23 protein-coding genes and 3 tRNA genes are annotated in these 25,578 nt (G+C 54.5%); 10 read left to right on the top strand and 16 right to left on the bottom strand.

Annotated features, from left to right (window positions below):
- Positions 1-65: 65 nt before the first annotated feature.
- Genes miaA through nnr form a run of 5 tightly spaced genes read right to left on the bottom strand, consistent with a single transcriptional unit; the run spans position 66 to position 6,726 of the window.
- On the bottom strand, positions 66-1,007 hold the full coding sequence (gene miaA / locus GEAM_RS19905; RefSeq protein WP_034795155.1) for a tRNA (adenosine(37)-N6)-dimethylallyltransferase MiaA: 942 nt from the start codon (positions 1,005-1,007) through the stop codon (positions 66-68).
- Complete coding sequence (gene mutL / locus GEAM_RS19900; protein ID WP_034795153.1) at positions 1,000-2,913, bottom strand: DNA mismatch repair endonuclease MutL; 1,914 nt, start codon at positions 2,911-2,913, stop codon at positions 1,000-1,002. Before mutL ends, miaA begins: the two co-directional genes overlap by 8 nt.
- 46 nt (positions 2,914-2,959) lie before the next feature.
- Positions 2,960-4,726, bottom strand: a complete 1,767-nt coding sequence (gene amiB / locus GEAM_RS19895; RefSeq protein WP_034795150.1) for an N-acetylmuramoyl-L-alanine amidase AmiB — start codon at positions 4,724-4,726, stop codon at positions 2,960-2,962.
- A 7-nt stretch (positions 4,727-4,733) separates the two neighbouring features.
- Positions 4,734-5,201 carry a tRNA (adenosine(37)-N6)-threonylcarbamoyltransferase complex ATPase subunit type 1 TsaE gene (tsaE, locus tag GEAM_RS19890; RefSeq protein ID WP_034795147.1) on the bottom strand — a complete coding sequence of 156 codons (468 nt, stop codon included), beginning with the start codon at positions 5,199-5,201 and terminating at the stop codon, positions 4,734-4,736.
- Between the two features lie 10 nt (positions 5,202-5,211).
- On the bottom strand, positions 5,212-6,726 hold the full coding sequence (nnr, locus tag GEAM_RS19885; RefSeq protein ID WP_034795144.1) for a bifunctional ADP-dependent NAD(P)H-hydrate dehydratase/NAD(P)H-hydrate epimerase: 1,515 nt from the start codon (positions 6,724-6,726) through the stop codon (positions 5,212-5,214).
- Here nnr and queG point away from each other — a divergent pair.
- A complete protein-coding gene (gene queG / locus GEAM_RS19880; protein ID WP_034795141.1) occupies positions 6,725-7,912 on the top strand; it encodes a tRNA epoxyqueuosine(34) reductase QueG in 1,188 nt (395 codons plus the stop codon). The genes nnr and queG overlap by 2 nt on opposite strands.
- Positions 7,913-8,213: 301 nt before the next feature.
- Here queG and GEAM_RS19875 read toward each other — a convergent pair.
- The 4 genes from GEAM_RS19875 to orn all read right to left on the bottom strand — a co-directional run bounded on the left by GEAM_RS19875 (position 8,214) and on the right by orn (position 9,337).
- Positions 8,214-8,289 (bottom strand) — tRNA-Gly (locus GEAM_RS19875).
- Between the two features lie 78 nt (positions 8,290-8,367).
- Positions 8,368-8,443 (bottom strand) — tRNA-Gly (locus GEAM_RS19870).
- 45 nt (positions 8,444-8,488) lie between these two features.
- Positions 8,489-8,564, bottom strand: a tRNA-Gly gene (locus tag GEAM_RS19865).
- 227 nt (positions 8,565-8,791) lie between these two features.
- Positions 8,792-9,337, bottom strand: coding sequence for an oligoribonuclease (gene orn, locus GEAM_RS19860; protein ID WP_034795138.1), 546 nt, complete (start codon positions 9,335-9,337; stop codon positions 8,792-8,794).
- 169 nt (positions 9,338-9,506) lie between these two features.
- On the opposite strand from orn, the gene rsgA reads away from it, so the two are divergent.
- The 3 genes from rsgA to mscM all read left to right on the top strand — a co-directional run bounded on the left by rsgA (position 9,507) and on the right by mscM (position 15,237).
- Complete coding sequence (rsgA, locus tag GEAM_RS19855) at positions 9,507-10,544, top strand: small ribosomal subunit biogenesis GTPase RsgA (protein ID WP_034795135.1); 1,038 nt, start codon at positions 9,507-9,509, stop codon at positions 10,542-10,544.
- Positions 10,545-10,809: 265 nt separating this feature from the next.
- Positions 10,810-11,838, top strand: a complete 1,029-nt coding sequence (gene asd / locus GEAM_RS19850; RefSeq protein ID WP_072009934.1) for an archaetidylserine decarboxylase — start codon at positions 10,810-10,812, stop codon at positions 11,836-11,838.
- 36 nt (positions 11,839-11,874) lie between these two features.
- Positions 11,875-15,237: a miniconductance mechanosensitive channel MscM gene (mscM, locus tag GEAM_RS19845; protein WP_034795133.1), complete on the top strand. Its 3,363-nt coding sequence runs from the start codon at positions 11,875-11,877 to the stop codon at positions 15,235-15,237.
- Positions 15,238-15,315: 78 nt separating this feature from the next.
- Here mscM and epmA read toward each other — a convergent pair whose 3' ends face one another.
- Complete coding sequence (gene epmA, locus GEAM_RS19840) at positions 15,316-16,293, bottom strand: elongation factor P--(R)-beta-lysine ligase (protein WP_034795130.1); 978 nt, start codon at positions 16,291-16,293, stop codon at positions 15,316-15,318.
- Positions 16,294-16,585: 292 nt separating this feature from the next.
- Between epmA and frdA the strand changes: the two genes are divergently transcribed.
- From frdA to blc, 5 genes are all read left to right on the top strand, one after another.
- Positions 16,586-18,385, top strand: a complete 1,800-nt coding sequence (gene frdA / locus GEAM_RS19835; protein ID WP_034795127.1) for a fumarate reductase (quinol) flavoprotein subunit — start codon at positions 16,586-16,588, stop codon at positions 18,383-18,385.
- Positions 18,378-19,112, top strand: coding sequence for a succinate dehydrogenase/fumarate reductase iron-sulfur subunit (locus tag GEAM_RS19830; protein ID WP_034795124.1), 735 nt, complete (start codon positions 18,378-18,380; stop codon positions 19,110-19,112). The genes frdA and GEAM_RS19830 overlap by 8 nt, the downstream gene beginning before the upstream one ends.
- An 11-nt stretch (positions 19,113-19,123) precedes the next feature.
- Positions 19,124-19,528: a fumarate reductase subunit FrdC gene (gene frdC, locus GEAM_RS19825; RefSeq protein WP_034795120.1), complete on the top strand. Its 405-nt coding sequence runs from the start codon at positions 19,124-19,126 to the stop codon at positions 19,526-19,528.
- 12 nt (positions 19,529-19,540) lie between these two features.
- A complete protein-coding gene (gene frdD, locus GEAM_RS19820; protein ID WP_411267880.1) occupies positions 19,541-19,900 on the top strand; it encodes a fumarate reductase subunit FrdD in 360 nt (119 codons plus the stop codon).
- 117 nt (positions 19,901-20,017) lie between these two features.
- Positions 20,018-20,542, top strand: a complete 525-nt coding sequence (gene blc, locus GEAM_RS19815) for an outer membrane lipoprotein Blc (RefSeq protein ID WP_034795115.1) — start codon at positions 20,018-20,020, stop codon at positions 20,540-20,542.
- A 109-nt stretch (positions 20,543-20,651) separates the two neighbouring features.
- Here the strand turns inward: blc and GEAM_RS19810 are convergent, their stop codons facing one another.
- The 3 genes from GEAM_RS19810 to efp form a co-directional block, all read right to left on the bottom strand.
- Positions 20,652-20,786, bottom strand: a complete 135-nt coding sequence (locus tag GEAM_RS19810; RefSeq protein ID WP_034795112.1) for an entericidin A/B family lipoprotein — start codon at positions 20,784-20,786, stop codon at positions 20,652-20,654.
- Between the two features lie 137 nt (positions 20,787-20,923).
- Positions 20,924-21,052 (bottom strand): entericidin A/B family lipoprotein, encoded by a 129-nt coding sequence (locus GEAM_RS19805; RefSeq protein ID WP_034795109.1) that lies wholly within the window; start codon positions 21,050-21,052, stop codon positions 20,924-20,926.
- A 111-nt stretch (positions 21,053-21,163) separates the two neighbouring features.
- Entirely contained in the window at positions 21,164-21,730 is a 567-nt protein-coding gene (gene efp / locus GEAM_RS19800; RefSeq protein ID WP_034795106.1) for an elongation factor P, read from the bottom strand.
- 38 nt (positions 21,731-21,768) lie between these two features.
- Here efp and epmB point away from each other — a divergent pair, with 38 nt between their 5' ends.
- Positions 21,769-22,797, top strand: a complete 1,029-nt coding sequence (gene epmB / locus GEAM_RS19795; protein ID WP_034795103.1) for an EF-P beta-lysylation protein EpmB — start codon at positions 21,769-21,771, stop codon at positions 22,795-22,797.
- Positions 22,798-22,899: 102 nt separating this feature from the next.
- Here epmB and GEAM_RS19790 read toward each other — a convergent pair whose 3' ends face one another.
- The 3 genes from GEAM_RS19790 to GEAM_RS19780 all read right to left on the bottom strand — a co-directional run bounded on the left by GEAM_RS19790 (position 22,900) and on the right by GEAM_RS19780 (position 25,513).
- A complete protein-coding gene (locus GEAM_RS19790; RefSeq protein WP_034795101.1) occupies positions 22,900-23,244 on the bottom strand; it encodes a DUF4156 domain-containing protein in 345 nt (114 codons plus the stop codon).
- A 280-nt stretch (positions 23,245-23,524) separates the two neighbouring features.
- Entirely contained in the window at positions 23,525-25,171 is a 1,647-nt protein-coding gene (gene groL, locus GEAM_RS19785; protein WP_034795098.1) for a chaperonin GroEL, read from the bottom strand.
- Positions 25,172-25,219: 48 nt separating this feature from the next.
- Positions 25,220-25,513, bottom strand: coding sequence for a co-chaperone GroES (locus GEAM_RS19780; RefSeq protein ID WP_009636718.1), 294 nt, complete (start codon positions 25,511-25,513; stop codon positions 25,220-25,222).
- Between the last annotated feature and the right edge of the window lie 65 nt (positions 25,514-25,578).

Below are 25,578 nucleotides of genomic sequence, written 5' to 3'. Positions count from 1 at the left end.
TCGAAAATAAAACACATCAAAAATTTGCGCGCTGAGTACTAATCAATTGTACACAATCACCCAACCTATGCACTAACAACCTGAATTACACGGCTTAAGGCTTCGTCTGGCTTTTCTGTGTCCAGCCATTCAACCCCCTCCCAGCCACGCAACCAAGTCATCTGACGTTTGGCTAGCTGTCGTGTCGCGCAAACACCACGATAAACCATTTCATCGTAGTCGGTTTCACCAGAAAGATATGACCACATCTGGCGGTAACCCACACAACGAATGGAAGGCAAATCCGTATGCAAATCGCCACGAGCTTTCAGCGTTCTGACTTCGTCTTCAAAACCATTCAATAGCATCTGACTAAAGCGCTGTTCAATACGTTCATGTAACAGTTCGCGACGCGTTGGGGCAATCGCAAATTGATGCACGTGATACGGCAGCGTTTCACCCGAAATTTTAGTCAGTTCGGTTAAAGTTTTACCCGAAATAAAAAAAACTTCCAGTGCTCTGGACAGTCTCTGTGGATCATTCGGATGAATTCGCAAAGCAGCCACCGGATCTATCTCGCGTAACTGCGCATGCAAAGACTCCCAACCTGACTCCGCCGCCTGCGCTTCGATGCGCTGGCGAACGTCAGCATCAGCCGGAGGTAATGGCGATAAACCCTCCAATAATGCTTTGAAATACATCATGGTCCCGCCCACTAACAGCGGAATTTTGTTACGCGCGGTGATCTCGGCCATTTCGCGTAAAGCGTCTGCGCGAAAGTCAGCAGCAGAATAGGCTTCGCTCGGGTCGAGAATATCGATTAATCGATGCGGCGCGTGACTCAGTTCTTCAGCCGTCGGTTTCGCGGTGCCAACATCCATCCCCCGGTAAATCAGTGCGGAATCCACGCTGATAAGTTCGACGGGAAGGTGCTCGAGCAAAGACATCGCGAGCGCGGTTTTGCCAGAAGCCGTTGGCCCCATAATAAAGATAGCTGGGGGTGCAGAATGTATATTCAAGTCAGTCATGCTTAAAAGCCGCCAGGGCGGGCTGTAAATCAACAGGTTGCAAGAGACCGGACGGAGGAGATTTCACCAATTGCGGGCAAAGTCGCTCGACGTCCGTAAGTAATTGTATGGCCTGAGCAATGGTCCAGACTTCATGATCGCTACCAATATGGCGGGCAAACCACATGGCTACCGCATCAGAAGTCGCCTCCTGCTGAACAGCAAGGTAGCCTAACAGGTCAGGTATCAACTTTTGTAAATTTTGTTGGCGTAAAGGTAAAGGTACCGCGCGCAAGGTCACACGCTGATGATCCACCACCATCTCTATGCCGAATTTCTGAAGAAGCGCCTGATGGCGAGCAACGGTGGCGCTCTCTTCTTTATTTATTTGCAGCTTCAACGGGATAAGCAATGGCTGCGGGCGTAAACCCTCTTCCGTTGGCGTCAGCTGCGCCCTCTTCAACCAGCGCTCAGCAACCGGCAGCGACAGCAGCACCAGCTGCTTACCGCGTTCGAGCAAAGCATATTGCGGCGCGCAGACGGTCAACACGCGGCCAAAGCTTTGGCTATGCGACTCAAGCGCAGGCTCGGCGGGCTGATTGTGTGAAGCCTTAGGCTGAGTCACCGGTGCAGGTTCGTTGGCGTGCAAGGCTTGTGCCGTGGTTTGCAGCAAACGCTGATAAACCTCGCCCTGCGGCGTGCTGTAAGCCGGTTTGTCTTCTTTAAACTGCGGCTCGCCCGGCTGGCTGACTCGCGATGTGGCCGGGAACACATTCTCCCGAGGCGCTTTTGGCGAACTATCACGCTTGGCGGCTGGCTGAGAGAAGTGATTGCCCCCCGCCGCCTGCCGGTTCTCCGGCTGCCAGCGCGGCAGTTCTTCTTCCACGCCGTCATCATCTACTTTTGGCTGGGCGACTAATTCTGGCTTGGCCGCCTGCTGCAACACCGTCATCACCGCCTGATAGATGAAGTCATGCACCAGACGCGACTGGTGGAAACGCACTTCATGCTTGGCGGGGTGAACGTTGACATCCACCTGATGCGGATCGACATCCAGATAGAGCACGTAGGCTGGCTGCTGATCGTCTTTCAGCTGATCCTGATACGCTTGGCGGATCGCGTGGTTTATCAGGCGATCCTTCATCATGCGATTATTCACATAGCAGTATTGCATGTCGGTCAGGCTGCGAGAGCCCGCTGGGTCAGCAACCCAGCCGCGAATGCCTAAGTCGCCGTGCTCCCATTTCACTTCCAGCGCGTGTTGGACGAAGGTCTGCGAGCAGATACTTGCCAGACGGCGTGAAGATTGCGCCGGATCATTCACGGCGCGATATTGACGAATCAGCTTGCCGTTGTGGCTCAGATTAATGGCGACGTCGAAACGCGCCAGCGCGATGCGGCGCACCACTTCATCAATATGGGTGAATTCGGTTTTTTCCGTGCGCATGAACTTGCGTCGGGCGGGTGTGTTGTAAAACAGGTCGAGCACTTCGACCGTCGAGCCTTGAGGGTGCGCGGCAGGTTTCACCGTGACCGCCATATCGCGCCCTTCGGCGTAGGCTTGCCACGCTTCTGGCTGCGCCGCGGTGCGTGACGTGAGCATCAGCCGCGATACCGAGCTGATACTGGCCAGCGCTTCACCACGAAAACCCAAACTGATGATGGCTTCGAGGTCATCCAAGCAGCTGATTTTACTGGTGGCGTGGCGCGCCAATGCCAGCGCCAGCTCATCTTTACCAATGCCGCAGCCGTTGTCGCGAATACGAATGAGCTTGGCACCGCCGCGATCGATATCGATATCGATGCGGGTCGCGCCAGCGTCCAGACTGTTTTCGACAAGTTCTTTCACTACCGAAGCCGGTCTTTCAACAACCTCACCAGCCGCAATCTGGTTAGCTAACTGCGGCGGCAGAACCTGAATCGGCATGGCAGCTCCTGTAAGCGACGTTACAACCCGTGACACATGGCCGGGGTTATGACTGCGGAATAGTTAATGTTTGGCCAAGTTGGACTTCGCCGGACTTCATGTGATTCGCGGTTTTGATGTCATTCATGCTGACACCGTACTTGGATGCTATAGCGGATAACGTATCGCCGCGAGTCACTTTATGCTTTGCCGCTTTTTTCTTTACGGCGGCAGTTTTGGTGCTGTTTGGCGAAACCGCCTTGGTACCCGCAGGCACTTTCAGTCGCTGCCCGACCCACACACCGTCTTTCTTCAGCTTATTCAGGTCACTCAAGGCTTTCGGCGTGGTGCCGTAGCGATTGGCTATGCCAGTTAAGGTTTCGCCGCGTTTAACCTGATGAATCTGCGTCGCTCCAGCAGAAGCCGCCGTGGCTTCAACCGGACCCGGTTGGCTCATCGAACTGTTAGCCGCCGTATTGCCTGAATCAACCGCCGTTGCTGAGGCCAGCAACGGTCGGTTTTCGACCTTTGGGCCGGATTGCAACGGATGCGACAGGAAGTAATTACGCAGGCCGGAATAGATGGCCTGAGCAATTTTGTCCTGATACGCGCTGCTTCCAAGCAGCCGCTCCTCATTCGCATTACTGATAAAGCCGGTTTCTACCAGCAGAGAAGGAATATCCGGCGAGCGCAATACGCCAAGGCTGGCGTGCTCGGGCTTGGCTTTGTGCAACTTGCCGACGTGGCGCAGTTGGAGCAAGACTTTAGACGCGACGTCATAACCCACGCGTTGCGAATGGCCGAACTGCAAATCCAGTACCGCCTGACTTAAATAAGGATCTGCCGCCGTGTTCGCCAACATATCGCCCGCGCCGCCTAACAGCTCGGACTGCTTCTCGTGCTGTTCCAGCCAGTTACCCATTTCACTGTTGGCGCGGCGGTTAGACAGCACCCAAACCGATGCACCTGTCGCGCTGCGGTTCGGCGCGGCATCTGCGTGAATCGACACCAGCACGTTGGCACCTTTCTTACGCGCCACGTCAGAACGGCCCATTACGGAGATGAAGTAGTCGCCATCGCGGGTCATCGCCGGTTTGAACATCGGGTCGGCGTTGAGTTTGGCTTCAAGCTTGCGCGCAATGGCAATAGTGACGTTTTTCTCTTTCAAGCCATTGCTACCGATAGCGCCGGGGTCTTGACCGCCGTGTCCGGCGTCAATTGCCACAATCACCTGATTATCACTGGTGGTACCGCGCGTGCGCGGGGTCGGCGCGTTATCAGAAGCCGGGCCGCTGGTGACTGCCGTCAGCTTGTTGCCGTCGAACGGATTAGAGCCATTATTGTTCGCCGGAGCCGGAGGTGGCGCTCTGTTTGGCGAAGGCGCCGAGGTCACAGTATCAATAGGCGCCGCGCGCTTGGTTGGCGTTCCCGCCGCCGTCATGGTGAATACCACCTGATTCTGCTGGGTAACGGCGTTGGTACGGACTTTTTGCGTTAATTCAAATACTAAACGCTGGCTTTGGGCGTCCTGCGCATTACTCGAACGCACGCGCTTGACCAAGTTTTGACCATTGAAGTTGAGCGGCAGCCCTTTCATGACACCGCTTTGCTTAACGTCTATCACCACGCGTTCTGGGTTATGCAGTGGGAAAAAAGCGTAATCAGGCTTACCGTCGAAAGTGATGGTAATGGTCGATTGGGTTGCCCCATTGGACACATTGATGTTTTTCATGCCAGCGGCCAAGGCTGGCGAGAGGGAAACGGTAGCGAAAAGCGCTAATGACGCTAAAAAAAGCGTTGTCTTGAGGAAGAATGTTTTGAGGCTCTGAGTCATCGCGTGCTCATCCTTGCTGTTGTACCAGATGCAATAAACTCAGACCTAAATCAGATACTGCGTTAATCGTGGCTTTTCGCTGATCACCCTGATATTCAAGGGTTAATTCAATGTCCGGGGCGGGTAAAACGCCAGCGCCCTGCTGCGGCCACTCGACCAAACAAATCGCGTCTTGAGCGAAGTAATCGCGGATCCCCATAAACTCGAGTTCTTCCGGGTCCGCCAGACGATACAAGTCAAAATGGTATACCGCAATCGGCTCAAGCTGATAAGGCTCAACCAAAGTATAGGTTGGGCTTTTAACATTTCCATGATGCCCAAGGGCTTGCAGGAACCCTCGGCTAAAGGTGGTCTTTCCGGCACCTAAATCACCAAACAGGTGAATAACCGTGGAACCCTTGCACGCTTTGGCAAGAGAAGCCCCTAATTTAAGCGTCGCCGCTTCGTCCGGCAGAGAGATAAATAATTGATTCATTAGGTAATATCTATTTTTTTAGGTCAGGATTAACTAACGGGGCAATTACCGTTAAAAGATCTGTCGCCAGCATACCGCGCGTTCCCTGCGAAAGAGCCAGTTGGTCGGCGGCGGCGCCGTGAACCACGGTGCCCGCGCAGGTTGCGGTATACAGAGAAAGTTTTTGCGCCAGCAGGCCGCCAATAATGCCGGAGAGCACGTCTCCCATCCCGCCGGTCGCCATACCCGCGTTACCGACATCGGCCAAGGCCAAGGGCCCGCCGTCTTGGGAAATCAAACTGCCCGCGCCTTTCAGCACCACCACGCCGCCATAGCGTTCTGACAATTTACGCGCGGCAAGTAAGCGGTCACTTTCAATCTCTTTCACTGAACATCCGAGCAAACGGCTGGCTTCGCCGGGATGAGGCGTCAACACGCGATTTTGCCGTTTCTGCGGTGTGATTGCCAGTAAGTTAAGCGCATCGGCATCGAACAAGGCGGTTTTTTGGCTTTCCGTCACTTGTTTGAAGGCATTTTTGCCCCAGCTTCTCTGCCCCAACCCCGGCCCGAGCACCACCACATCGGCCCATTCCAGACCTTCGGCCAGAGATTTTTCGTTTAGTTCCTGCACCATCAGCTCAGGGCGAGCGGTGAGCAAAGGGCCAAGATGCTGTTTGTGAGTGAGTACTCGCACCATGCCCGCGCCTGCGCGCAGTGCGGCCTCGGCGGCCATTCTTATCGCCCCGGCAAAGCCGGTATCTCCACCGACCACCAGCAAATGCCCGTGATCGCCTTTGTGTGAACAGGGGCGACGAGGGTGCAACCAGTCAGCCAACTGGGTAGCGTCGAGGCGCTGCATTACCGGCGGATGGCCGCCCAGCCAGCTTTCCAGCCCGAGGGCGTCACAGTGCAGCTTGCCGACATGGTCCCGCGCCTTTCCGGTCAGCAAGCCCGGCTTCAGGGCGATAAAGCTCACCGTCACATTAGCATTCACCGTCTCCCCTTCTGCCGCTCCGGTGGCGGCGTTCAGGCCAGAGGGGATATCCAGCGCCAGCACCGGCGCAGAGTGCTGGTTAATGGCGGCGATCAGTGCGTCATAAGGCGCGCGAGGGGCCGACGACAGCCCGGTCCCCAGCAGACCATCAATAATTAAATCAATCTCTTCCGGCCAACTGGCTTCAGCACTTAGGGTTTTCCCACCGGCCTTCTGCCAGCCTTGTTGCGCCGTCTGAGCTTCTTCAGGCAGCGGCTTTTTGCCCTCCACCGCCAGCAGCGTCACTTGTAAACCCGCCGCCTTAGCAAGCCGGGCGACCTCATAGCCATCCCCGCCGTTGTTGCCTTGCCCGCACAGCACCAGCCAGTGTTTCGCTGCAGGGAACTCAGCGCGGGCGCGAGAAAAGGCCGCCGACGCCGCGCGTTGCATCAACGTAAACAAAGAGATACCGGTTTCCTGCGCCGCCTGAGACTCCGCCTGCCGCAGCCAGTCCGCGGAAAAGACAGAATGTGGTAAACTCGCCGCGTTACGTTTTTCACTTTGGTTAGTCATGACACTCCCTCTCGATCTCATTCAGCTGGCCCAACTTATCAAGCAATGGGGCCAATCTCTAGGCTTCCAGCAGGTCGGTATTTGCGATACCGATTTATCGGCTGAAGAACCGAAATTACAAGCGTGGTTGGATAAACAATACCACGGTGAAATGGATTGGATGGCTCGCCACGGCATGCTGCGCGCCCGTCCGCACGAGCTTTTGCCCGGCACTCTGCGGGTGATCAGCGTGCGCATGAACTATCTGCCTGCCAAAGCCGCCTTCGCCAAAACTTTGAATAACCCCGAGCTGGGCTATGTCAGCCGCTACGCCTTAGGCCGCGACTATCACAAGGTTTTGCGCCAACGCCTGAAGAAACTGGGCGAAAAAATCCAAGACTATTGCACGGAACATGCTGATTCAGCGGCAGTTGATGGCTCGGATCAGCATGGCACACAAATTTCATTTCGGCCTTTTGTCGATTCAGCTCCTATCATGGAGCGCCCGCTGGCGGAGAAAGCCGGACTTGGCTGGGTTGGTAAGCACTCACTGATATTAAATCGTGAAGCCGGGTCGTGGTTCTTCCTGGGCGAACTGCTGATTGATTTGTCGCTGCCGGTGGATAAGCCGCAGGAGGAGCAGTGCGGGCGCTGCGTGGCCTGCATGACGATTTGCCCGACGCAGGCGATTGTCGCGCCCTACACTGTGGACGCCCGCCGCTGTATTTCCTATCTCACCATCGAGCTAGAAGGTGCCATTCCAGAAGAATTTCGCCCCCTGATGGGTAATCGCATCTACGGCTGTGATGACTGCCAGCTGATTTGCCCGTGGAATCGCTACTCTCAGCTAACCGATGAAGATGACTTTAGCCCGCGGGCCGCGCTGCATGCCCCGGAGCTGGTCGCCCTGTTCGCCTGGAATGAAGAGAAGTTTTTGCGCATCACCGAAGGCTCGCCGATTCGGCGTATTGGGCATCTGCGCTGGCTGCGCAACATTTCTGTGGCACTGGGCAACGCGCCCTATGCTGAAAATGTGCTTTTGGCGCTGCAATCTCGCCAAGGGGAAAATAGCCTGCTGGATGAGCACATTGAGTGGGCTATCGCGCAGCAGCTGCAAAAGCGAAGTGAAAACCAAGTTGAGGTGCAATCTTCGCAGAAGAAACGTCTGATTCGGGCGGTGGAAAAAGGCTTGCCGCGCGACGCATAAGGCAGGATTTAAATTGTAATATTGTGAAGTTTTTAGCTGTGCATAAAAATAAAAATGCTTTGCCAATCAAGTGCAAAAAAAAGAGCAAGTGATCGCCATAACGTTTACTCATATATTTATTTTGTTAAAAATCAGAGAGTTATTTTTTAACAAGAAATAGCGATGGAAAAACGCACTGTGCGAAAACCAAACGAAATCTGTGGATAAGTCTGTTAAAGAAGTTACTACAAAGGATGTAAAGTGATGACGTAACGCGCCTGCAAGTGGCGTGGTGTCTGGCTTAGATATGAAGTGGATAATTTGGAGCGGGAAACGAGACTCGAACTCGCGACCCCGACCTTGGCAAGGTCGTGCTCTACCAACTGAGCTATTCCCGCATTGAGATACTTGGCGTATCGCGCTGTTAACTGGTTTGTTGGAAAACCACAGCGTTACTTCTGAGAGATGAAACTTTTTGGAGCGGGAAACGAGACTCGAACTCGCGACCCCGACCTTGGCAAGGTCGTGCTCTACCAACTGAGCTATTCCCGCGTCGCATGGTGGTGCTTTTACTCGATAAATCTGAAACTTAAAATTTGGAGCGGGAAACGAGACTCGAACTCGCGACCCCGACCTTGGCAAGGTCGTGCTCTACCAACTGAGCTATTCCCGCTCTGCGCACTCAACGAAATTCTTCATCGGTACGGGGTGCGCATTATACGAGAAATCCTTCCCCTCGCAAGCCCCTGAAAGCAAAAAAACGCGTTTTTTGTTTAAGTGCCGATTAAACCAACAAACCGGCGATTTAATCGGCAAAACGGCGCAATATTATCTCCATACCCTCGCAATGCTCTGTTAATCCGAAAGTAAAAATAATTTGCGCCGCTGAGCCAGAAAATCTTAATTCTGGATAAAGTGCTCGCGGTAATAGGCTAACTCAGCCACTGACTCACGAATGTCATCCAGCGCCTGATGGGTATTTTGCTTTTTGAATCCGCTCAGGATCTCCGGCTTCCAGCGACGCGCCAGCTCTTTCAGCGTGCTGACATCCAGATAGCGGTAGTGGAAGTAAGATTCCAGCTCAGGCATGTATTTGAACAGGAAGCGTCTGTCCTGCGCCACGCTGTTACCACAAATTGGCGATTTACCCTCTGGCACCCACTGGCGCAAGAATTCAATGGTCTTCAACTGCGCGGCGTTGTCATCAAAGGTGCTGGCTTTCACGCGCTCAACCAAGCCGCTGCCGGTGTGGGTACGCACATTCCACTCATCCATCAGCGCCAGTTGGGCATCTGACTGGTGAACCGCCATGACCGGGCCTTCGGCCAAAATGTTCAGGTTCGCGTCAGTGACCAGCGTGGCTATCTCAATGATGCGATCGCGTTCAGGGTCAAGTCCGGTCATTTCCAGATCGATCCAGATTAAGTTGCTGTCATTTCCTGCCATGTTATTTCCTGTTACCTGCCTGATGCGGATGCTGTTGCACCAACAATCAGAAGTTTATGAGAGACGCCTCGAGTAACCGCCGGCCAGCAACGGTTAATAAATACAAAATAGCTGGTATCATAGACGTTTTGGTCGCAACGAGCGATTAAAGCCAGTCAAGTGAGGCGCAGTGACTAAGTCAAAACTGTCTAAAGGGCAACAACGTCGCGTACAGACTAACCACCAGCGTCGTCTGAATCAGACCGACAAACGGAAAGAGCTGGACGACTCCCTGCATGGCGAACCGCAAGACGGCGTGGTGATCAGCCGTTTCGGGATGCATGCGGACGTTGAAGCGGCCGACGGCAGCCAACACCGCTGCAACATCCGCCGTACCATTCGTTCGCTGGTAACCGGTGACCGCGTCGTATGGCGCGCTGGCGAGAATACCAGTGTTAAAGGCATCGTCGAAGCCGTTCACGAACGCACCTCGGTGCTGACCCGTCCTGATTTCTACGACGGCGTAAAACCTATTGCCGCCAACATCGATCAGATTGTTATTGTCTCCGCGATTTTGCCGGAGCTGTCGTTAAACATTATCGACCGTTATCTGGTCGCCTGTGAAACGGTGGATGTTGAACCATTGATTGTGCTGAACAAAATTGACCTGCTCGACGATGAAGGTCGCAAATTTGTTCAGAGCATGATGGATATCTACCGCCGGATTAACTACCGCGTGCTTGAGGTGTCGAGCCAAACGGGTGAAGGCATGCCAGCCTTCGAAACCGCCCTGACCGACCGAATTAGCATCTTTGCCGGTCAGTCGGGCGTGGGTAAATCCAGCCTGCTCAACGCGCTACTTCCACCAGAAGAGAAACAGATTCTGGTAAACGAAGTGTCTGATAACTCAGGGCTTGGCCAGCACACCACCACCGCAGCGCGGCTCTACCACTTCCAAAAAGGCGGCGACGTTATCGACTCCCCTGGAGTGCGTGAATTTGGTCTGTGGCACCTCGCCCCAGAGCAGATCACTCAAGGCTTTGTCGAATTCCGCCCTTATATCGGCCACTGTAAGTTCCGCGACTGCAAACACGGCAGCGATCCGGGCTGCGCCATTCGCGAAGCCGTAGACAACGGTGAAATTGCCGAAGAGCGTTTCGACAACTATCACCGTATTCTGGAAAGCATGGCGGACGTAAAAACGCGTAAAAACTTTGATGCGCTGTAAGGGTAATGGGTTGAATTAACAACCAATTGCGTGTCTGGCGACTTCTCGCCGTGTTGAAGACATGATTTACCCTAGTTACAATCCGCGCCATTAACGTGTCGCATCAATACACATGCTATCGCCATTACCTGATGCGGCACTTTGCCGCATCTTCGTGATTAGCGGCTAATGGCTCTCAGGCAGACCCCGCTCACCTTGAGCAACCTGCATATTTTTTTGCGTGCCGAATGAATCGGCGCGATGACAACACCCCAAGAGGTTCCCCGTGCTGGACAGTATCAAAATCAAACTTCAATACTTACTTCCTAAACAAGGGCTGACCCGTCTTGCTGGCTGGGGCGCAGAAAAACGCGCTGCAACCCTGACTCATTGGGTTATCAAGGGCTTCGCACGTTTCTACAAAGTGGACATGAAAGAAGCTCAGAACCCGGACCTCAAATCCTATGCAACCTTCAACGAATTCTTTGTGCGCCCGCTGCGTGACGGCGCGCGCCCGGTCGTTAGCGGTCTGGATATGCTGGCACTGCCAGCCGACGGCGCGGTCAGCCAGTTGGGTGCCATCACCGACGGCAAACTGTTCCAAGCCAAAGGCCATTTCTACTCTCTGGAAGCCCTGCTCGCAGGCAATTACCAGCTGGCCGAGCAGTTCAAAGATGGCCACTTCGCCACCATCTATCTGGCCCCGCGCGACTACCACCGCGTGCATATGCCGTGCGACGGCACCCTGCGTGAAATGATTTACGTGCCGGGCGACCTGTTCTCCGTGAACCCACTCACCGCCGCCAATGTGCCAAACTTGTTTGCACGTAACGAGCGCGTGATTTGCCTGTTTGATACCGAATTCGGCCCAATGGTGCAGATTTTGGTCGGCGCGACCATTGTTGGCAGCATTGAAACCGTCTGGGCGGGCTGCGTGACGCCTCCGCGTGAAGGCATCATCAAGCGCTGGACCTACCCGGCTGCGGGCGAAGAAGGCGCGATCACGCTGGAAAAAGGCCAAGAGATGGGCCGCTTCAAGCTAGGTTCAACTGTGATCAACCTGTTTGCTCCGGGCAAAATCACCTTCATGCCGCAACTCAGCAATGGCACCGTGACCCGCATGGGTGGCGCATTTGCCGAAGGCGTGCGTCTGCCAGCGGCAGCTCAGCCAGAGCCGGTCGCCGACGTGGTGGTTGAAGCCGTAGTCGAAAAAGAAGTGACCAAAGAAGTGGTAGCAGAAAGTGAAGAAGCTCAGCCAGCGGGCATGGCTCAGGCCGGTGTAACCAAGCCAGCCACGCCGCCGGAAGAGATCTAACACCGTTCTCAGCCCCATTTTAAAAGGAAATATCGAGTGCGCCTGATACCTGCGTTACTGATGAGTTTATTGCTGGCCCTGCCGCTAGTGTCTAGCGCAGCGCCGACGGAAGATCAGCTCAAACAAGATCTGAAGCAGGCCGAATCCAATAAGGAGATGGCTAATCAGGCGCAGGTTGTTGAAGCGTTACAAAATGCCCTTAACTGGTTGAGCGAAGCGCGAGCCTCCACGGTTCGCGCCAACCAATACCAGAAAGTGATCGATGACTTTCCAAAACTGACGCAGAGCCTGCGCCAAGATTTGCAGGCGCAAAGCGATACTCCTCTGCCGGTCGACAGCGATATGACCTCGGCACAGCTCGATCAGCAGATTTTGCAGGTCAGCAGCCAACTGCTGGAAGAAGCGCGCCAGCTGCGCCAAGAGCAGGACCGCTCGCGGGATATCAGCGACTCACTCAGCCAGATACCCCAGCAGCAATCTGAAGCCCGCAACGCGCTGGCGGACATCGAGCAGCGCCTGCAATCGACCACCAGCGACGGCAACTCTTCTTCGCTGGCTCAGGCCCAGCTCAGCGCCCTACAAGCCGAATCGGCGGCGCGCAAAGCCAAAGTCGATGAGTTGGAACTGGCACAGCTTTCGGCCAATAACCGCCAAGAGTTGTCGAGAATGCGCGCTGATTTATACAAAAAGCGCCACGACCGCCTCGACCAGCAGCTGCAAACCCTGCGCAACAATCTTAACAGCCAGCGCCAGCGCGAAGCCGAGCAGGCTCTAGAGAAAACCGAACAACTGGCCGAGCAGAGCGGCGAGCTCCCTTCCTCCGTCACTAAGCAATTGCAGGCCAACCGCGAGCTGTCGCTGGCGCTCAACCAGCAAGCTCAGCGTATGGACCTCATTTCTTCCCAGCAACGTCAGGCGGCGACGCAGACGCTACAGGTGCGTCAGGCACTCAGCACCATTCGCGAACAGGCCCAGTGGCTTGGGCAATCCAATTTGCTGGGGGAAACGCTGCGGGCGCAGGTTGCCAAGCTGCCTGAAATGCCAAAACCTCAGCAACTTGACCGCGATATGGCCGAGCTGCGCGTCCAGCGTCTGCACTACGAAGACCTGTTAGACAAGCAGTCCAGCTTCAGTCAGGCGCTACAGGATGACGGCTCGAAGCTGACCTCGGCCCAGCAGAAGATTCTGGATGCCCAGCTGCGCACCCAGCGTGACCTGCTCAACTCCCTGCTGTCAGGTTGTGATTCACAAATTCTTGAGCTGACCAAGCTGAAAGTGGCAAACGGCCAGCTGGTTGAAGCGCTGAATGATATCCACGAAGCCGCGCACCGCTATCTGTTCTGGGTCGCCGATGTCAGCCCCATTACCTTTGCTTACCCGCTGCAACTGGCGCACGACCTGACCCGCCTGCTGTCGCTGGATACCCTCTCCCAGCTGAGCAGCGCCTTTATGATGATGGTGACCAGCCGCGAGACGCTGATCCCCCTGTTTGCCGCGCTGATTCTGGTTATCGTCAGTATTAGCTCGCGCCGCCACTACTACGCGTTCCTTGAGCGCGCCAGCAGCCGCGTGGGTAAGGTGACCCAAGATCACTTCTCCCTGACGCTGCGTACCGTCTTCTGGTCGATTCTGGTCGCCCTGCCGCTGCCGGTGCTGTGGGCGGCGCTGGGCTTTGGCCTGCAAAGCGCTTGGCCCTACCCCATCGCGGTGGCGATTGGCGACGGCGTAACTGCCACCCTGCCAATCCTGTGGGCCTTTATGATCAGTGCCGCTTTGGCGCACCCGCAGGGCTTGTTCATCACTCACTTTGGCTGGTCGCAGCGCGCGGTGTCGCGAGCCATGCGTTATTACATGATGTCCATCTGGCTCATCGTGCCGCTGATCATGGCGCAGATAACCTTCACCAATCTTAACGACCGCGAGTTTTCCAATACCCTTGGCCGCCTGTGCTTTGTCCTGCTCTGTCTGGCCCTGTATCTGGTGACCCATAGCCTGAAACGCGCCGGGATCCCGCTCTATCTGGACAAGAAGGGTAATGGCGAAAACGCTGTGAACAATGCCCTGTGGTGGCTGCTGCTGGGCGCGCCGCTGCTTGCCGCCCTGTTCTCTCTGCTGGGTTATCTGACAACGGCGCAGGCGCTGCTAGCAAGGCTTGAAACCTCAGTCGCCATCTGGTTCGTGCTGCTGGTGATTTACCATATTATCCGCCGTTGGATGCTTATCCAGCGCCGCCGTATCGCCTTTGAGCGCGCCAAGCAGCGCCGTGCTGAGATGCTCAGTCAGCGCGCCCGTGGTGAAGAAGAGTCGCAGCAGTCGAGCAATGAAGGGGCGATTGAGATCGAAGAGCCTGAGGTGGATCTGGATGCGATCAGCGCCCAGTCACTGCGTCTGGTGCGCTCGATCCTGACCATGATTGCCTTTGTGCTGGTGATCTTCCTGTGGTCAGAAATTCATTCGGCATTCTCGTTCCTTGAAAACATCCACCTGTGGCAAGTCTCCTCGGTGGTGCAAGGGGTCGAAAGCATGCAGCCGATCACCCTCGGCGCGGTGCTGATCGCCATTCTGGTGCTGATCATCACCACCCAGCTGGTGCGTAACTTACCGGCCCTGCTCGAGCTGGCGCTGCTGCAACACTTGGATCTCACGCCGGGGACTGGCTATGCCATCCTGACCATCACCAAGTACGTGCTGCTGATCATCGGTGGCGTCAGCGCCTTCTCCCTGCTCGGGATCGAGTGGGCCAAGCTCCAGTGGTTGATCGCCGCGCTGGGTGTGGGGTTGGGCTTTGGTCTACAAGAGATCTTCGCCAACTTCATCTCTGGCCTGATCATCTTGTTTGAGAAGCCGATCCGTATCGGCGATACCGTCACCATCCGCAACCTGACGGGCAGCATCACCAAGATCAATACCCGTGCGACCACCATCGCGGACTGGGACCGTAAAGAGATCATCGTGCCTAACAAAGCCTTTATCACCGAGCAGTTTATCAACTGGTCGCTGTCAGACTCTGTTACCCGCGTGGTGTTAACCGTTCCGGCACCGGCAGAAGCCAACAGCGCGGAAGTTACTGAGATCTTGCTCAACGCCGCACATCGCTGCCAGCTGGTACTGGATAACCCAGCGCCAGAAGTCTATCTGGTTGATTTGCAACAGGGGATTCAGATTTTCGAGCTGCGTATGCATGCCGCGGAAATGGCCCACCGTATGCCACTGCGCCATGAGATCCACCAGCTGATTCTGGCTGGCTTCCACGAGCACGGCATCATCCTGCCATTCCCACCTTTCCAAGTGCGGATGGAGACGCTGCGTCGGGCGCAAAATGGCAGTAATGCCACTTTCACTACCTCCAGCGGCAACTCGATGACCAGCAACAGCTCGCGCTCACCGGGCGATTTGTAAGCCCGTCTTGATGCCATGAAAAAGGCCAGCAATCTGCATTGCTGGCCTTTTTTATTACCTACCCTGAAGCTGCGCCTTTTAGGCTCTCATCACCGGGAAGGCCAAAACTTCACTCAGGCTATCCGCGCCAAGTGCAATCATGATCAAACGGTCCACGCCCAGCGCCACGCCAGAGCACTCCGGCATGCCGTGCTGCAACGCGCCCAACAGGTTATGGTCGATAGGCTGAACCGGCAGGCCACGGGCGGCACGCTTGCGATTATCCTGCTCGAATCGCTGCTGCTGCTCGCGTCCGTCAGTCAACTCGCGGAAACCATTCGCCAGCTCCACGCCTTTGTAATAGACCTCAAAACGCTCGGCTACGCGGTGATCTTCGGTGCTGATTTCAGCCAGAGAGGCCTGCGTCGCCGGGAAGTGATAGACAAAGGTCGGCTTGTCGCGGCCAATGTGCGGCTCGACGCCCATGGTGAACAGCAGTTGCAGCAAGGTGTCGCGGTCTTCTTCGGTATCAGCAATGTTGGATAAATCCAGTTTCGCCGCCGCTTCGCGCAGCTGCGCCTTGTCGGCTGACAGCGGGTCAACGTCCAAATGGCGGGTAAAAGCTTGCTGATAAGAGAGCGTTTCGGCGGTTTCGCAATCCAGCACCTGCTGCAACAGGTCATCCACCTCGTTCATCAGGCGATACATGTCATAGCGTGGGCGATACCACTCCAGCATGGTGAATTCAGGGTTGTGATGGCGGCCAGCCTCTTCGTTGCGGAAGCTCTTGCCCATCTGATAGATAGGACCACTGCCCGCCGCCAGCAGGCGCTTCATGTGATATTCCGGGCTGGTCATCAGATAGAGCGTCATGCCATCGGCCGCGCCCGGCCCGACAAAGCGGGTTTCGAAAGGCACCAGATGGATGTCCGTGACGGTCGCCTGGCTCATGGCCGGGGTTTCTACTTCTAATACGCCACGATCAGCGAAAAAACGTCGAATCTCGGCAATGATTGCCGCGCGCTTCAACAAATTGGCGATAGGAGCACTGGGTTGCCAGCTTGCTGTTTCGCTCATGGTGCTTAACTCCGAAGTTCAAAAGGGGGTGCAGTCTACCCGTATACAGACAGGCAAACAAATATCTCATTCTGTGTCATAAAACAGCAACAGAAGTTACAGAAAGCAAAAAATCAGCATTCACATCAAATTTCAGCTACTCCCCTTTAGGTATAATTAAACCCACACAAATAATAAGAATATATTGCTCTGAGCCAGAGCCTGCATGCCATCAGAGTCAACAAAGCCATCATAAATGCTGGCTTTTCAACAGGCTAAGACGCCTGACACATGATGATAGTGGAGGAATGCAGTGCAAACCTTTAACGCCGACATTGTAATAGTGGGTGCAGGTGGCGCGGGTTTACGCGCGGCCATAGCTGCAACAGAAGCCAATCCCAGCCTCAACATTGCGCTGATATCGAAAGTTTATCCAATGCGAAGCCACACAGTGGCTGCCGAAGGGGGCTCCGCCGCCGTAACTCAGGATCACGACAGCTTTGCCTATCACTTTCAGGATACCGTGTCCGGCGGTGACTGGTTATGTGAGCAGGACGTTGTCGACCACTTCGTCCACCAATGCCCAGAAGAGATGGCCCAGCTAGAAATCTGGGGCTGCCCGTGGAGTCGCAAAGACGATGGCTCCATCAACGTGCGGCGCTTCGGCGGAATGAAGATAGAACGCACGTGGTTCGCCGCCGACAAAACCGGTTTCCATATCCTCCACACTCTGTTCCAAACCTCCCTCAAATATCCAAAAATCAAACGCTTCGACGAACATTTCGTCCTCGACATCTTGGTCGACGATGGCCGGGTACACGGCGTGGTCGCTATCAACATGATGGAAGGCGAAAAGGTGCAGATTCGCGCTAACGCCGTGGTGATGGCCACCGGCGGCGCGGGCCGCGTCTACCGCTACAACACCAACGGCGGCATTGTGACCGGCGACGGCATGGGCATGGCGCTGCGCCACGGCATCCCGCTGCGCGATATGGAGTTCGTGCAGTATCACCCCACCGGCCTGCCCGGCTCCGGTATTTTGATGACCGAAGGCTGTCGCGGCGAAGGCGGCATTCTTATCAACAAAGAAGGCTACCGCTACTTGCAGGACTACGGCATGGGGCCGGAAACGCCACTCGGCGAGCCGAAGAACAAATATATGGAGCTTGGCCCGCGCGACAAGGTGTCTCAGGCTTTCTGGCACGAATGGCGGGCCGGAAGAACCGAATCCACCCCGCGCGGCGACGTGGTGTATCTCGACCTGCGCCACTTGGGTGAGAAAAAGCTGCGCGAGCGCCTGCCGTTTATCTGTGAATTAGCCAAAGCCTATGTCGGCGTCGACCCCGTCAACGAACCCATCCCGGTTCGCCCGACCGCGCACTACACCATGGGCGGCATTGAAACCAACGCCCAGTGCGAAACCCGCATCAAAGGGCTGTTTGCCGTCGGCGAATGCTCGTCGGTCGGCCTGCACGGCGCCAACCGCCTCGGCTCTAACTCTCTGGCGGAACTGGTGGTGTTTGGCCGCATGGCGGGTGAACAAGCCGCGCTGCGCGCCACGGAGACGGTTTCAACCGCCAATAGCGCCGCACTGGACGCACAGGTGGCTGACATCGAAAACCGCCTACAGGCGCTGATGGCGCAGGAAGGCGACGAAAGCTGGGCGACCATCCGCGACGAAATGGGCATGTCGATGGAGGAAGGCTGCGGCATCTACCGCACGCCGGAATTAATGCAGAAAACCATCGATAAGCTGGCCGAGCTAAAACAGCGTTACAAACGGATAAAAATCAAAGACACCTCAAGCGTGTTCAACACCGACCTGCTCTACACGCTTGAGCTGGGCTACGGCTTGGACGTGGCGGAATGCATGGCGCACTCGGCCTTCCACCGCAAAGAGTCGCGCGGGGCGCACCAGCGCCTTGACGAAGGCTGCACGCAGCGTGATGACGAGAACTTCCTCAAACACACGCTGGCCTTTTATCAGCCGGACGCCGCGCCGCGTCTTGAGTACGGCGACGTGAAAATCACCACCCTGCCGCCAGCCAAGCGTGTCTACGGCGGTGAGTCAGATGCTCAGGACAAAAAAGATAAGGAGCAATCCCATGGCTGAAATGAGAAGCCGTAAGGTTGAGATCATGCGCTATAACCCGGAAACCGACAGCGCGCCGCATCCGGTGATTTATGACGTGCCTTTTGATGAAACCACCTCGCTGCTGGACGCCCTCGGCTACATCAAAGACCACCTGGCCCCTGACCTCTCCTATCGCTGGTCGTGCCGCATGGCTATCTGCGGCTCGTGCGGCATGATGGTCAATCGGGTGCCTAAGCTGGCCTGCAAAACCTTCCTGCGCGAATACCCAGACGGCATGCAGATTGCCGCCTTGGGCAACTTCCCTATTGAGCGTGATTTGGTGGTCGACATGACCCATTTCATCGAGAGTCTGGAAGCCATCAAGCCCTATATCATCGGCAACTCACGCGATGCCAGCCAAGGGCCGGGCAACCAGACGCCGGCACAGATGGAGAAATATCATCAGTTCTCCGGCTGCATCAACTGCGGCCTGTGCTACGCCGCGTGTCCACAGTTTGGCCTCAACCCTGAGTTCATCGGCCCGGCGGCTATCACGCTGGCGCATCGCTACAATCTGGACAACCGCGACCACGGCAAGGCACAGCGAATGCCGCAGCTGAACGGCCAAAACGGCGTCTGGAGCTGTACCTTTGTCGGCTACTGCTCGGAAGTCTGCCCGAAACATGTCGACCCCGCCGCGGCTATCCAGCAAGGCAAAGTGGAAAGCTCGAAGGACTTCATGATTGCGAGGCTCAGACCGCAATGAGGGAACAAAATATGCTGAATACTCCAAGTAAAAGAAAGCCTTACACGCCAGAGATGAAAGCCAACTGGTGGCATAAATCCGGATTTTACCGTTTCTACATGCTGCGCGAAGGCACGGCGGTGCCTGCGGTTTGGTTTAGCCTGCTGTTGCTGGCGGGGGTTTTCTCGCTGAAACACGGGCCGGAGAGCTGGGCGAGCTATGTGGCCTTCTTGCAACATCCTGTGGTGCTGTTGATTAACCTGATTGCCCTGCTGGCGGCGCTGTTACACACCAAAACCTGGTTCGAGTTAGCGCCCAAGGCTTCAATTATTATCGTCAAAGACCAGAAGATGGGGCCGGAGCCGATTATTGGGGCTTTTTGGGCCATCACCGGCATCGCGACAGTGGTGATTTTGACCCTCGCGCTACTTTATTAAAGGGAGGAGATGATGAATAAAACTCTGCCAAAACGTTCTGACGAGCCGGTCTTTTGGGGGCTGTTCGGCGCTGGGGGGATGTGGAGCGCGATTTTCGCGCCGGTGATGATCCTATTGGTGTGCTTCCTGCTGCCTTTAGGCTTCTTTCCCGGCGACGCGCTGAGCTATCCGCGGATCCTCGCTTTCGCCCAAAGCTGGGTTGGCCGCCTGTTCCTGCTGCTGATGATCGTCCTGCCGCTGTGGTGCGGTTTGCACCGGATCCACCACGCGATGCATGATCTAAAAATTCACGTTCCTGCCGGGAAATGGATTTTTTACGGCTTGGCGACCATTCTGAGCATCGTGACGTTGATCGTGCTGGTTCGCATCTGAACCATCGGTTTCACTCTATTCGCGGCCCGTGTTGCGGGCCGTTTCTCTTCTCGCAGCATTATCCCTTTCTGCTATTTCTACCTACACTTAGTTCAGGCTTCTAAGGAAAGTAGGTTTATGAAAATCTGGTCAAAATTGAGCGTGTTAGCAACGGCGGTCATGTCGGTTGCCTGTAGCGTGACGCCTCCCGCCGACGTCAAAGTGGTCAACAACTTCGAGTTAACGCGTTATTTGGGGACATGGTACGAAATCGCCCGGCTGGACCACAGTTTCGAAAGCGGTTTGGAGCAGGTCACAGCCAATTACAGTCTGCGTGACGATGGCGGCGTGAAGGTGATTAATCGCGGCTATAACATCAAAAAGCAGAAGTGGCAGCAGAGTGAAGGCAAAGGCTATTTCACCGGGCCAACCTCGCGCGCGGCGCTTAAAGTCTCCTTCTTCGGCCCCTTCTATGGCGGCTACAACGTGATTGAGCTGGATAAGGATTACCAGTACGCGCTGGTCTGTGGCCCGAATAAGAGCTACCTGTGGATCTTGTCACGCACGCCAAGGCTGAGTGATGAAGTCAGGGAGAAACTGCTCAATACCGCGCAGGAATATGGCTTTGATACTCACCAACTAGTGTGGGTGAATCAGCTTTAAGAGAAAACTGCCTGAAGAAAGCACTGCATAAAGAGAGAATTGCATAAAAGAGTACTGCCTGCACATCCCATGCAGGCAGAATCTGCATTATTGAAGAGGGTTCGCGGGATTATTGCGTGCTTTTTTGGATAGCTTGCCCACCAGCAGAGATGTCTTCGCCTACCCCACGAGTGGTGTTACAGGCCGTCAGAGCACTGGAGAGAACCAAAACAGATAAGATGGCGAGAATACTTTTCTTCAGCATATAAATTTCCTTCCTATAAGAGAATGTAAAGTACGACCACTTAAGTGTAGTTAAAAAATAACAATGCGGGATTATGCGGGGAATTTTCGGAAAGGTTGAAACTTGGAGTTAAAAAACCAAAAGCCTGCGCGGAAGCTTTAGGTGTGTCGGGAGATAGCGCCGCCCAAATGTTGAATATCTTCACCAAAACCATGCACGGTGTTACAGCCCGCCAGCAAACCCAGCGCCATAACAGAAACCACGATAAACAATATTCTTTTCAACATTGTAGCCGTAATCCAATGATGCAAATGATGCAAATGATGCAAATGATGCAAAGAAAGTCACGGCAGGGGTGAGCCTGCCGCAGCTTTCGCCAACGTTATGTCGCTATCGACTTACTTAACGCGGGAGACGTATTCGCCAGAGCGGGTGTCAACGCGGACAACTTCGCCAATCTGAACGAATAATGGAACCTTAACCACGGCACCAGTGCTCAGGGTAGCAGGCTTGCCGCCGGTACCCGCTGTATCACCTTTCAGACCTGGGTCAGTATCAGTGATTTCAGCTTCGATGAAGTTCGGCGGCTGAACAGCGATAGGACGACCGTCCCACAGAGTCACGATACATTCCGCGTTGTCTTGCAGCCATTTTGCCGCGTCAGCAACGGTTTTCTCTTCAACACCGTGCTGCTCGAAAGTCTCAGGGTGCATGAAGTGGAAGAACTCACCGTCGTTGTACAGGTAAGTCATGTTGGTATCTACAACGTCTGCGCCTTCGCAAGAGTCGGTAGATTTGAAGGTTTTCTCAACACGAGAACCGGTCAGCAGGCGACGCATTTTAACGCGTGCGAAAGCCTGGCCTTTGCCTGGTTTTACGAATTCGCTGGATTCGATCGCGTATGGTTCGCTTTCGAACATGATTTTAAGACCCGGACGGAAATCGTTGCTAGAATAAGTCGCCATAATGGCCCTCTAATTTTAAACTGGTATTAGCCAAAAAAATGGCAAACATTGTAACCCTAAACGCGCCATTTAGAGAAGATTGGTTGCATCAACTCGGCGATGTTATTACAGACCCGGATGAACTGCTTACTCTTCTGGCACTTAACAATAATGCAGAACTGCAAACAGGGCATGAAGCCCGTCGTTTGTTCCCGCTACGCGTTCCGCGCGCCTTTGTTGCACGCATGCAACCGGGCGATCCGCATGATCCTTTACTGCTACAGGTGCTGACCGCACGCGAAGAGTTTATCGCCGCGCCGGGCTTCACCACGGACCCTCTGGATGAACAACGTAGTGTCGTCCCAGGGCTATTGCACAAGTATAGTAACCGCGCGCTATTGCTGGTGAAAGGCGGTTGCGCGGTGAATTGCCGCTACTGCTTCCGCCGTCATTTTCCTTATCAGGAAAACCAGGGAAATAAAGCCAACTGGGTTCAGGCGCTGGATTATATCCGCTCACACCCTGAACTCGATGAAATTATTTTCTCGGGTGGTGATCCTTTGATGGCAAAAGATCACGAACTTGACTGGTTGATCACAGAACTGGAAGCCATTAGCCACATAAAACGCCTGCGGATCCACACCCGTTTGCCGGTGGTTATCCCTGCGCGAATTACGCCGAAACTGTGCCAGCGCCTGAGCGAATCCCGCCTGCAAGTGCTGATGGTGACCCATATCAATCACGCTAACGAGATTGATGATGAGTTCCGCGCCAGCATCGCCGAGCTGAAAAAAGCCGGTGTGACTATGCTCAACCAGAGCGTGCTGCTGCGCGGCGTCAACGATTGTGCTGATACGCTAGCGGCCTTGAGCAACGCGCTGTTCGACAGCGGCATCATGCCTTACTACATCCACGTGCTGGATAAGGTTCAGGGCGCGGCGCATTTCATGGTGGACGACGATGAAGCTCGCGTCATCATGAAAGGGCTGATGAGCAAGGTGTCGGGCTATATGGTGCCGAAACTGACCCGCGAAATCGGCGGTGAGCCAAGCAAAACCATTCTCGACCTGCGCCTTAAGCAGTCCTGATCCCCCAGCGCAGGTCCACGCCATGAAAAAAGGGATGCCCATTACAGGCATCCCTTTTTATTCATGGTTAATTCAATGTCGTTTCAGGAAAGTGTTAACCCCTTATGGGCACTTGTAGACCTGACCGATCATTTTGCTGTCAACAGGAACGAAGCTGGAGACGAAGCTTTGCGTTGGGCTGTTCGCGCCATAAATGGTGTTACCACCCATCGCAGCAGCTTTGTTACGCAGGTCATTTGCAGCACCGCGCATTGAGCTACCGTTACCGCCGCTTCCTGATAACCAATTGCTCTGCGTACCGGTCACTTCACCAATCAGCTGGCAATCTTTACTCGGTTTGCTATCAGTAAATTTAACTTGCTGACCCGCTGCATCCAGTTGATGAGTGGTACTGCACCCGGCAAGCAGCATGGCAGCTGACAGGCCCAGTAACATTTTAATCCGCATCACTTTCCCCATTTGATATTGAAATCTCATAAAGCCTATCAGAGAACGCCGTGTTCTCTTAGGCATCCGTTGCCACGTTTACGCAAGCTTCAACGCGTTACCTGAGACAGAGATAGTGTAGAGTTTACACGCTAAACTCAGGAGACGATGAGAGTTATCTTACTGAAACGAAGAAAAAAGGGTCAAATAAAAAAACCCGGCCACTAAGGACCGGGTCTCTTTAACACACAAATTGCTTACGCAACCTGCATATTCAGCGGATGAACGCTGGGGGGAATGATTACATCATGCCGCCCATGCCGCCCATACCACCCATGCCGCCAGCGCCGCCCATATCGACTTTATCGTCTTTCGGCAGGTCGGTGATCATGCACTCGGTGGTGATCATCAGGCCAGCAACTGAAGAGGCGAACTGCAATGCAGAACGGGTCACTTTAGTTGGGTCCAAGATACCCATCGCAATCATGTCGCCGTACTGTTCGGTGTAAGCGTTGTAGCCGAAGCTGCCTTCGCCTGCTTTAACAGTGTTAGCGATAACAGAAGCTTCTTCGCCAGCGTTAACCACGATCTGACGCAGTGGAGCTTCCATCGCGCGCAGAGCAACGCGGATACCCACGTTCTGGTCGTCGTTGTCGCCTTTCAGGTCTGCCAGAGTGTGAGCAACGCGGATCAGCGCAACACCACCACCAGCAACCACGCCTTCTTCTACCGCAGCACGGGTCGCGTGCAGGGCATCTTCAACGCGCGCTTTCTTCTCTTTCATTTCAACTTCAGTCGCTGCGCCAACTTTCAGAACGGCTACGCCGCCAGCCAGTTTAGCCACACGCTCTTGCAGTTTTTCACGATCGTAGTCAGAGGTCGCTTCTTCGATCTGCTGACGAATCTGAGAAACACGGCCCTGAATAGTAGACTCTTCGCCAACACCGTCGATGATGATGGTGGTGTCTTTGTTGATAACAACACGTTTAGCCTGACCCATGTCTTCCAGAGTGGCTTTTTCCAGCTCCAGACCGATCTCTTCAGAGATTACAGTACCGCCAGTCAGGGTTGCGATGTCTTGCAGCATAGCTTTACGACGGTCGCCGAAGCCTGGTGCTTTAACCGCAGCCACTTTCACGATACCGCGCATGGTGTTCACTACCAGAGTCGCCAAGGCTTCGCCTTCAACGTCTTCAGCAATGATCAGCAGTGGTTTACCGGCTTTAGCAACGGCTTCCAGCACTGGCAGCATTTCACGGATGTTAGAGATTTTCTTGTCAGCCAGCAGGATGAATGGGCTTTCAAGTTCAACAGAACCGGTTTCTGGTTTGTTGATGAAGTATGGAGACAGGTAACCGCGGTCGAATTGCATACCTTCAACAACGTCCAGCTCGTCTTGCAGGCCGGTACCTTCTTCAACGGTGATCACGCCTTCTTTACCGACTTTTTCCATCGCTTCAGCGATCAGTTTACCTACGGTTTCGTCGGAGTTAGCGGAGATAGTACCTACCTGAGCGATGGCTTTAGAATCAGCACATGGCACAGACAGTTTTTTCAATTCTTCAACAGCGGCAACAACAGCTTTGTCGATACCACGTTTCAGGTCCATCGGGTTCATGCCAGCAGCAACAGCTTTCAGGCCTTCAGTGATGATGGATTGCGCCAGAACGGTTGCGGTAGTAGTACCGTCACCCGCTGCATCGTTAGCTTTGGACGCAACTTCTTTCACCATTTGCGCACCCATGTTTTCGAACTTGTCTTCCAGTTCGATTTCACGAGCTACTGACACGCCATCTTTAGTGATGGTTGGTGCGCCGAAAGATTTGTCCAAAACTACGTTACGGCCTTTAGGGCCCAGGGTAACTTTAACTGCATCGGCAAGGATGTTTACGCCACGAAGCATTTTTACACGTGCGTCGTTACCGAATTTTACGTCTTTAGCTGCCATTGTTATTTACCTTAAATTCGTTCAGTTCAGAAAAGTGGTAGGGACCGATTAGGCTTCTACGATTGCCAGAATGTCGCTTTCGGACATGATCAACACTTCTTCGTTGTCGATCTTCTCAGCTTTAACGCCGTAACCGTCGTTGAAAATAACGATGTCGCCAACTTTAACGTCCAGCGCTTTCACTTCACCATTTTCCAGGATGCGACCATGACCGACGGCCAGGATTTCACCGCGGGTAGATTTACCAGCAGCAGAGCCAGTCAGAACGATGCCGCCAGCGGATTTAGATTCTACTTCTTTACGCTTGACGATAACGCGGTCATGCAATGGACGAATTTTCATTGATAACTCTCCTGTGAGCGGGTCCATAACTATATTTAGGGTTGAATGCCTGACAGTCATCTGCC

Origin of the sequence: Ewingella americana ATCC 33852 (assembly GCF_000735345.1) — a bacterium.
Classification (GTDB): Bacteria; Pseudomonadota; Gammaproteobacteria; order Enterobacterales; family Enterobacteriaceae; genus Ewingella; species Ewingella americana.
This window is presented reverse-complemented; position numbering and strand designations above follow the sequence as displayed.

Bases quoted from the DNA above. Each gene is read 5' to 3' on its own strand.
- frdD (WP_411267880.1), top strand. From the start codon at position 19,541: ATGAATAAAACTCTGCCAAAACGTTCTGACGAGCCGGTCTTTTGGGGG.
- GEAM_RS19790 (WP_034795101.1), bottom strand. From the start codon at position 23,244: ATGCGGATTAAAATGTTACTGGGCCTGTCAGCTGCCATGCTGCTTGCC.
- blc (WP_034795115.1), top strand. From the start codon at position 20,018: ATGAAAATCTGGTCAAAATTGAGCGTGTTAGCAACGGCGGTCATGTCG.
- efp (WP_034795106.1), bottom strand. From the start codon at position 21,730: ATGGCGACTTATTCTAGCAACGATTTCCGTCCGGGTCTTAAAATCATG.
- GEAM_RS19810 (WP_034795112.1), bottom strand. From the start codon at position 20,786: ATGCTGAAGAAAAGTATTCTCGCCATCTTATCTGTTTTGGTTCTCTCC.
- nnr (WP_034795144.1), bottom strand. From the start codon at position 6,726: ATGACTAACCAAAGTGAAAAACGTAACGCGGCGAGTTTACCACATTCT.
- queG (WP_034795141.1), top strand. From the start codon at position 6,725: ATGACACTCCCTCTCGATCTCATTCAGCTGGCCCAACTTATCAAGCAA.
- miaA (WP_034795155.1), bottom strand. From the start codon at position 1,007: ATGACTGACTTGAATATACATTCTGCACCCCCAGCTATCTTTATTATG.
- epmA (WP_034795130.1), bottom strand. From the start codon at position 16,293: ATGAGCGAAACAGCAAGCTGGCAACCCAGTGCTCCTATCGCCAATTTG.
- tsaE (WP_034795147.1), bottom strand. From the start codon at position 5,201: ATGAATCAATTATTTATCTCTCTGCCGGACGAAGCGGCGACGCTTAAA.
- GEAM_RS19830 (WP_034795124.1), top strand. From the start codon at position 18,378: ATGGCTGAAATGAGAAGCCGTAAGGTTGAGATCATGCGCTATAACCCG.
- orn (WP_034795138.1), bottom strand. From the start codon at position 9,337: ATGGCAGGAAATGACAGCAACTTAATCTGGATCGATCTGGAAATGACC.
- frdC (WP_034795120.1), top strand. From the start codon at position 19,124: ATGCTGAATACTCCAAGTAAAAGAAAGCCTTACACGCCAGAGATGAAA.
- groL (WP_034795098.1), bottom strand. From the start codon at position 25,171: ATGGCAGCTAAAGACGTAAAATTCGGTAACGACGCACGTGTAAAAATG.
- GEAM_RS19780 (WP_009636718.1), bottom strand. From the start codon at position 25,513: ATGAAAATTCGTCCATTGCATGACCGCGTTATCGTCAAGCGTAAAGAA.
- epmB (WP_034795103.1), top strand. From the start codon at position 21,769: ATGGCAAACATTGTAACCCTAAACGCGCCATTTAGAGAAGATTGGTTG.
- amiB (WP_034795150.1), bottom strand. From the start codon at position 4,726: ATGACTCAGAGCCTCAAAACATTCTTCCTCAAGACAACGCTTTTTTTA.
- mutL (WP_034795153.1), bottom strand. From the start codon at position 2,913: ATGCCGATTCAGGTTCTGCCGCCGCAGTTAGCTAACCAGATTGCGGCT.
- GEAM_RS19805 (WP_034795109.1), bottom strand. From the start codon at position 21,052: ATGTTGAAAAGAATATTGTTTATCGTGGTTTCTGTTATGGCGCTGGGT.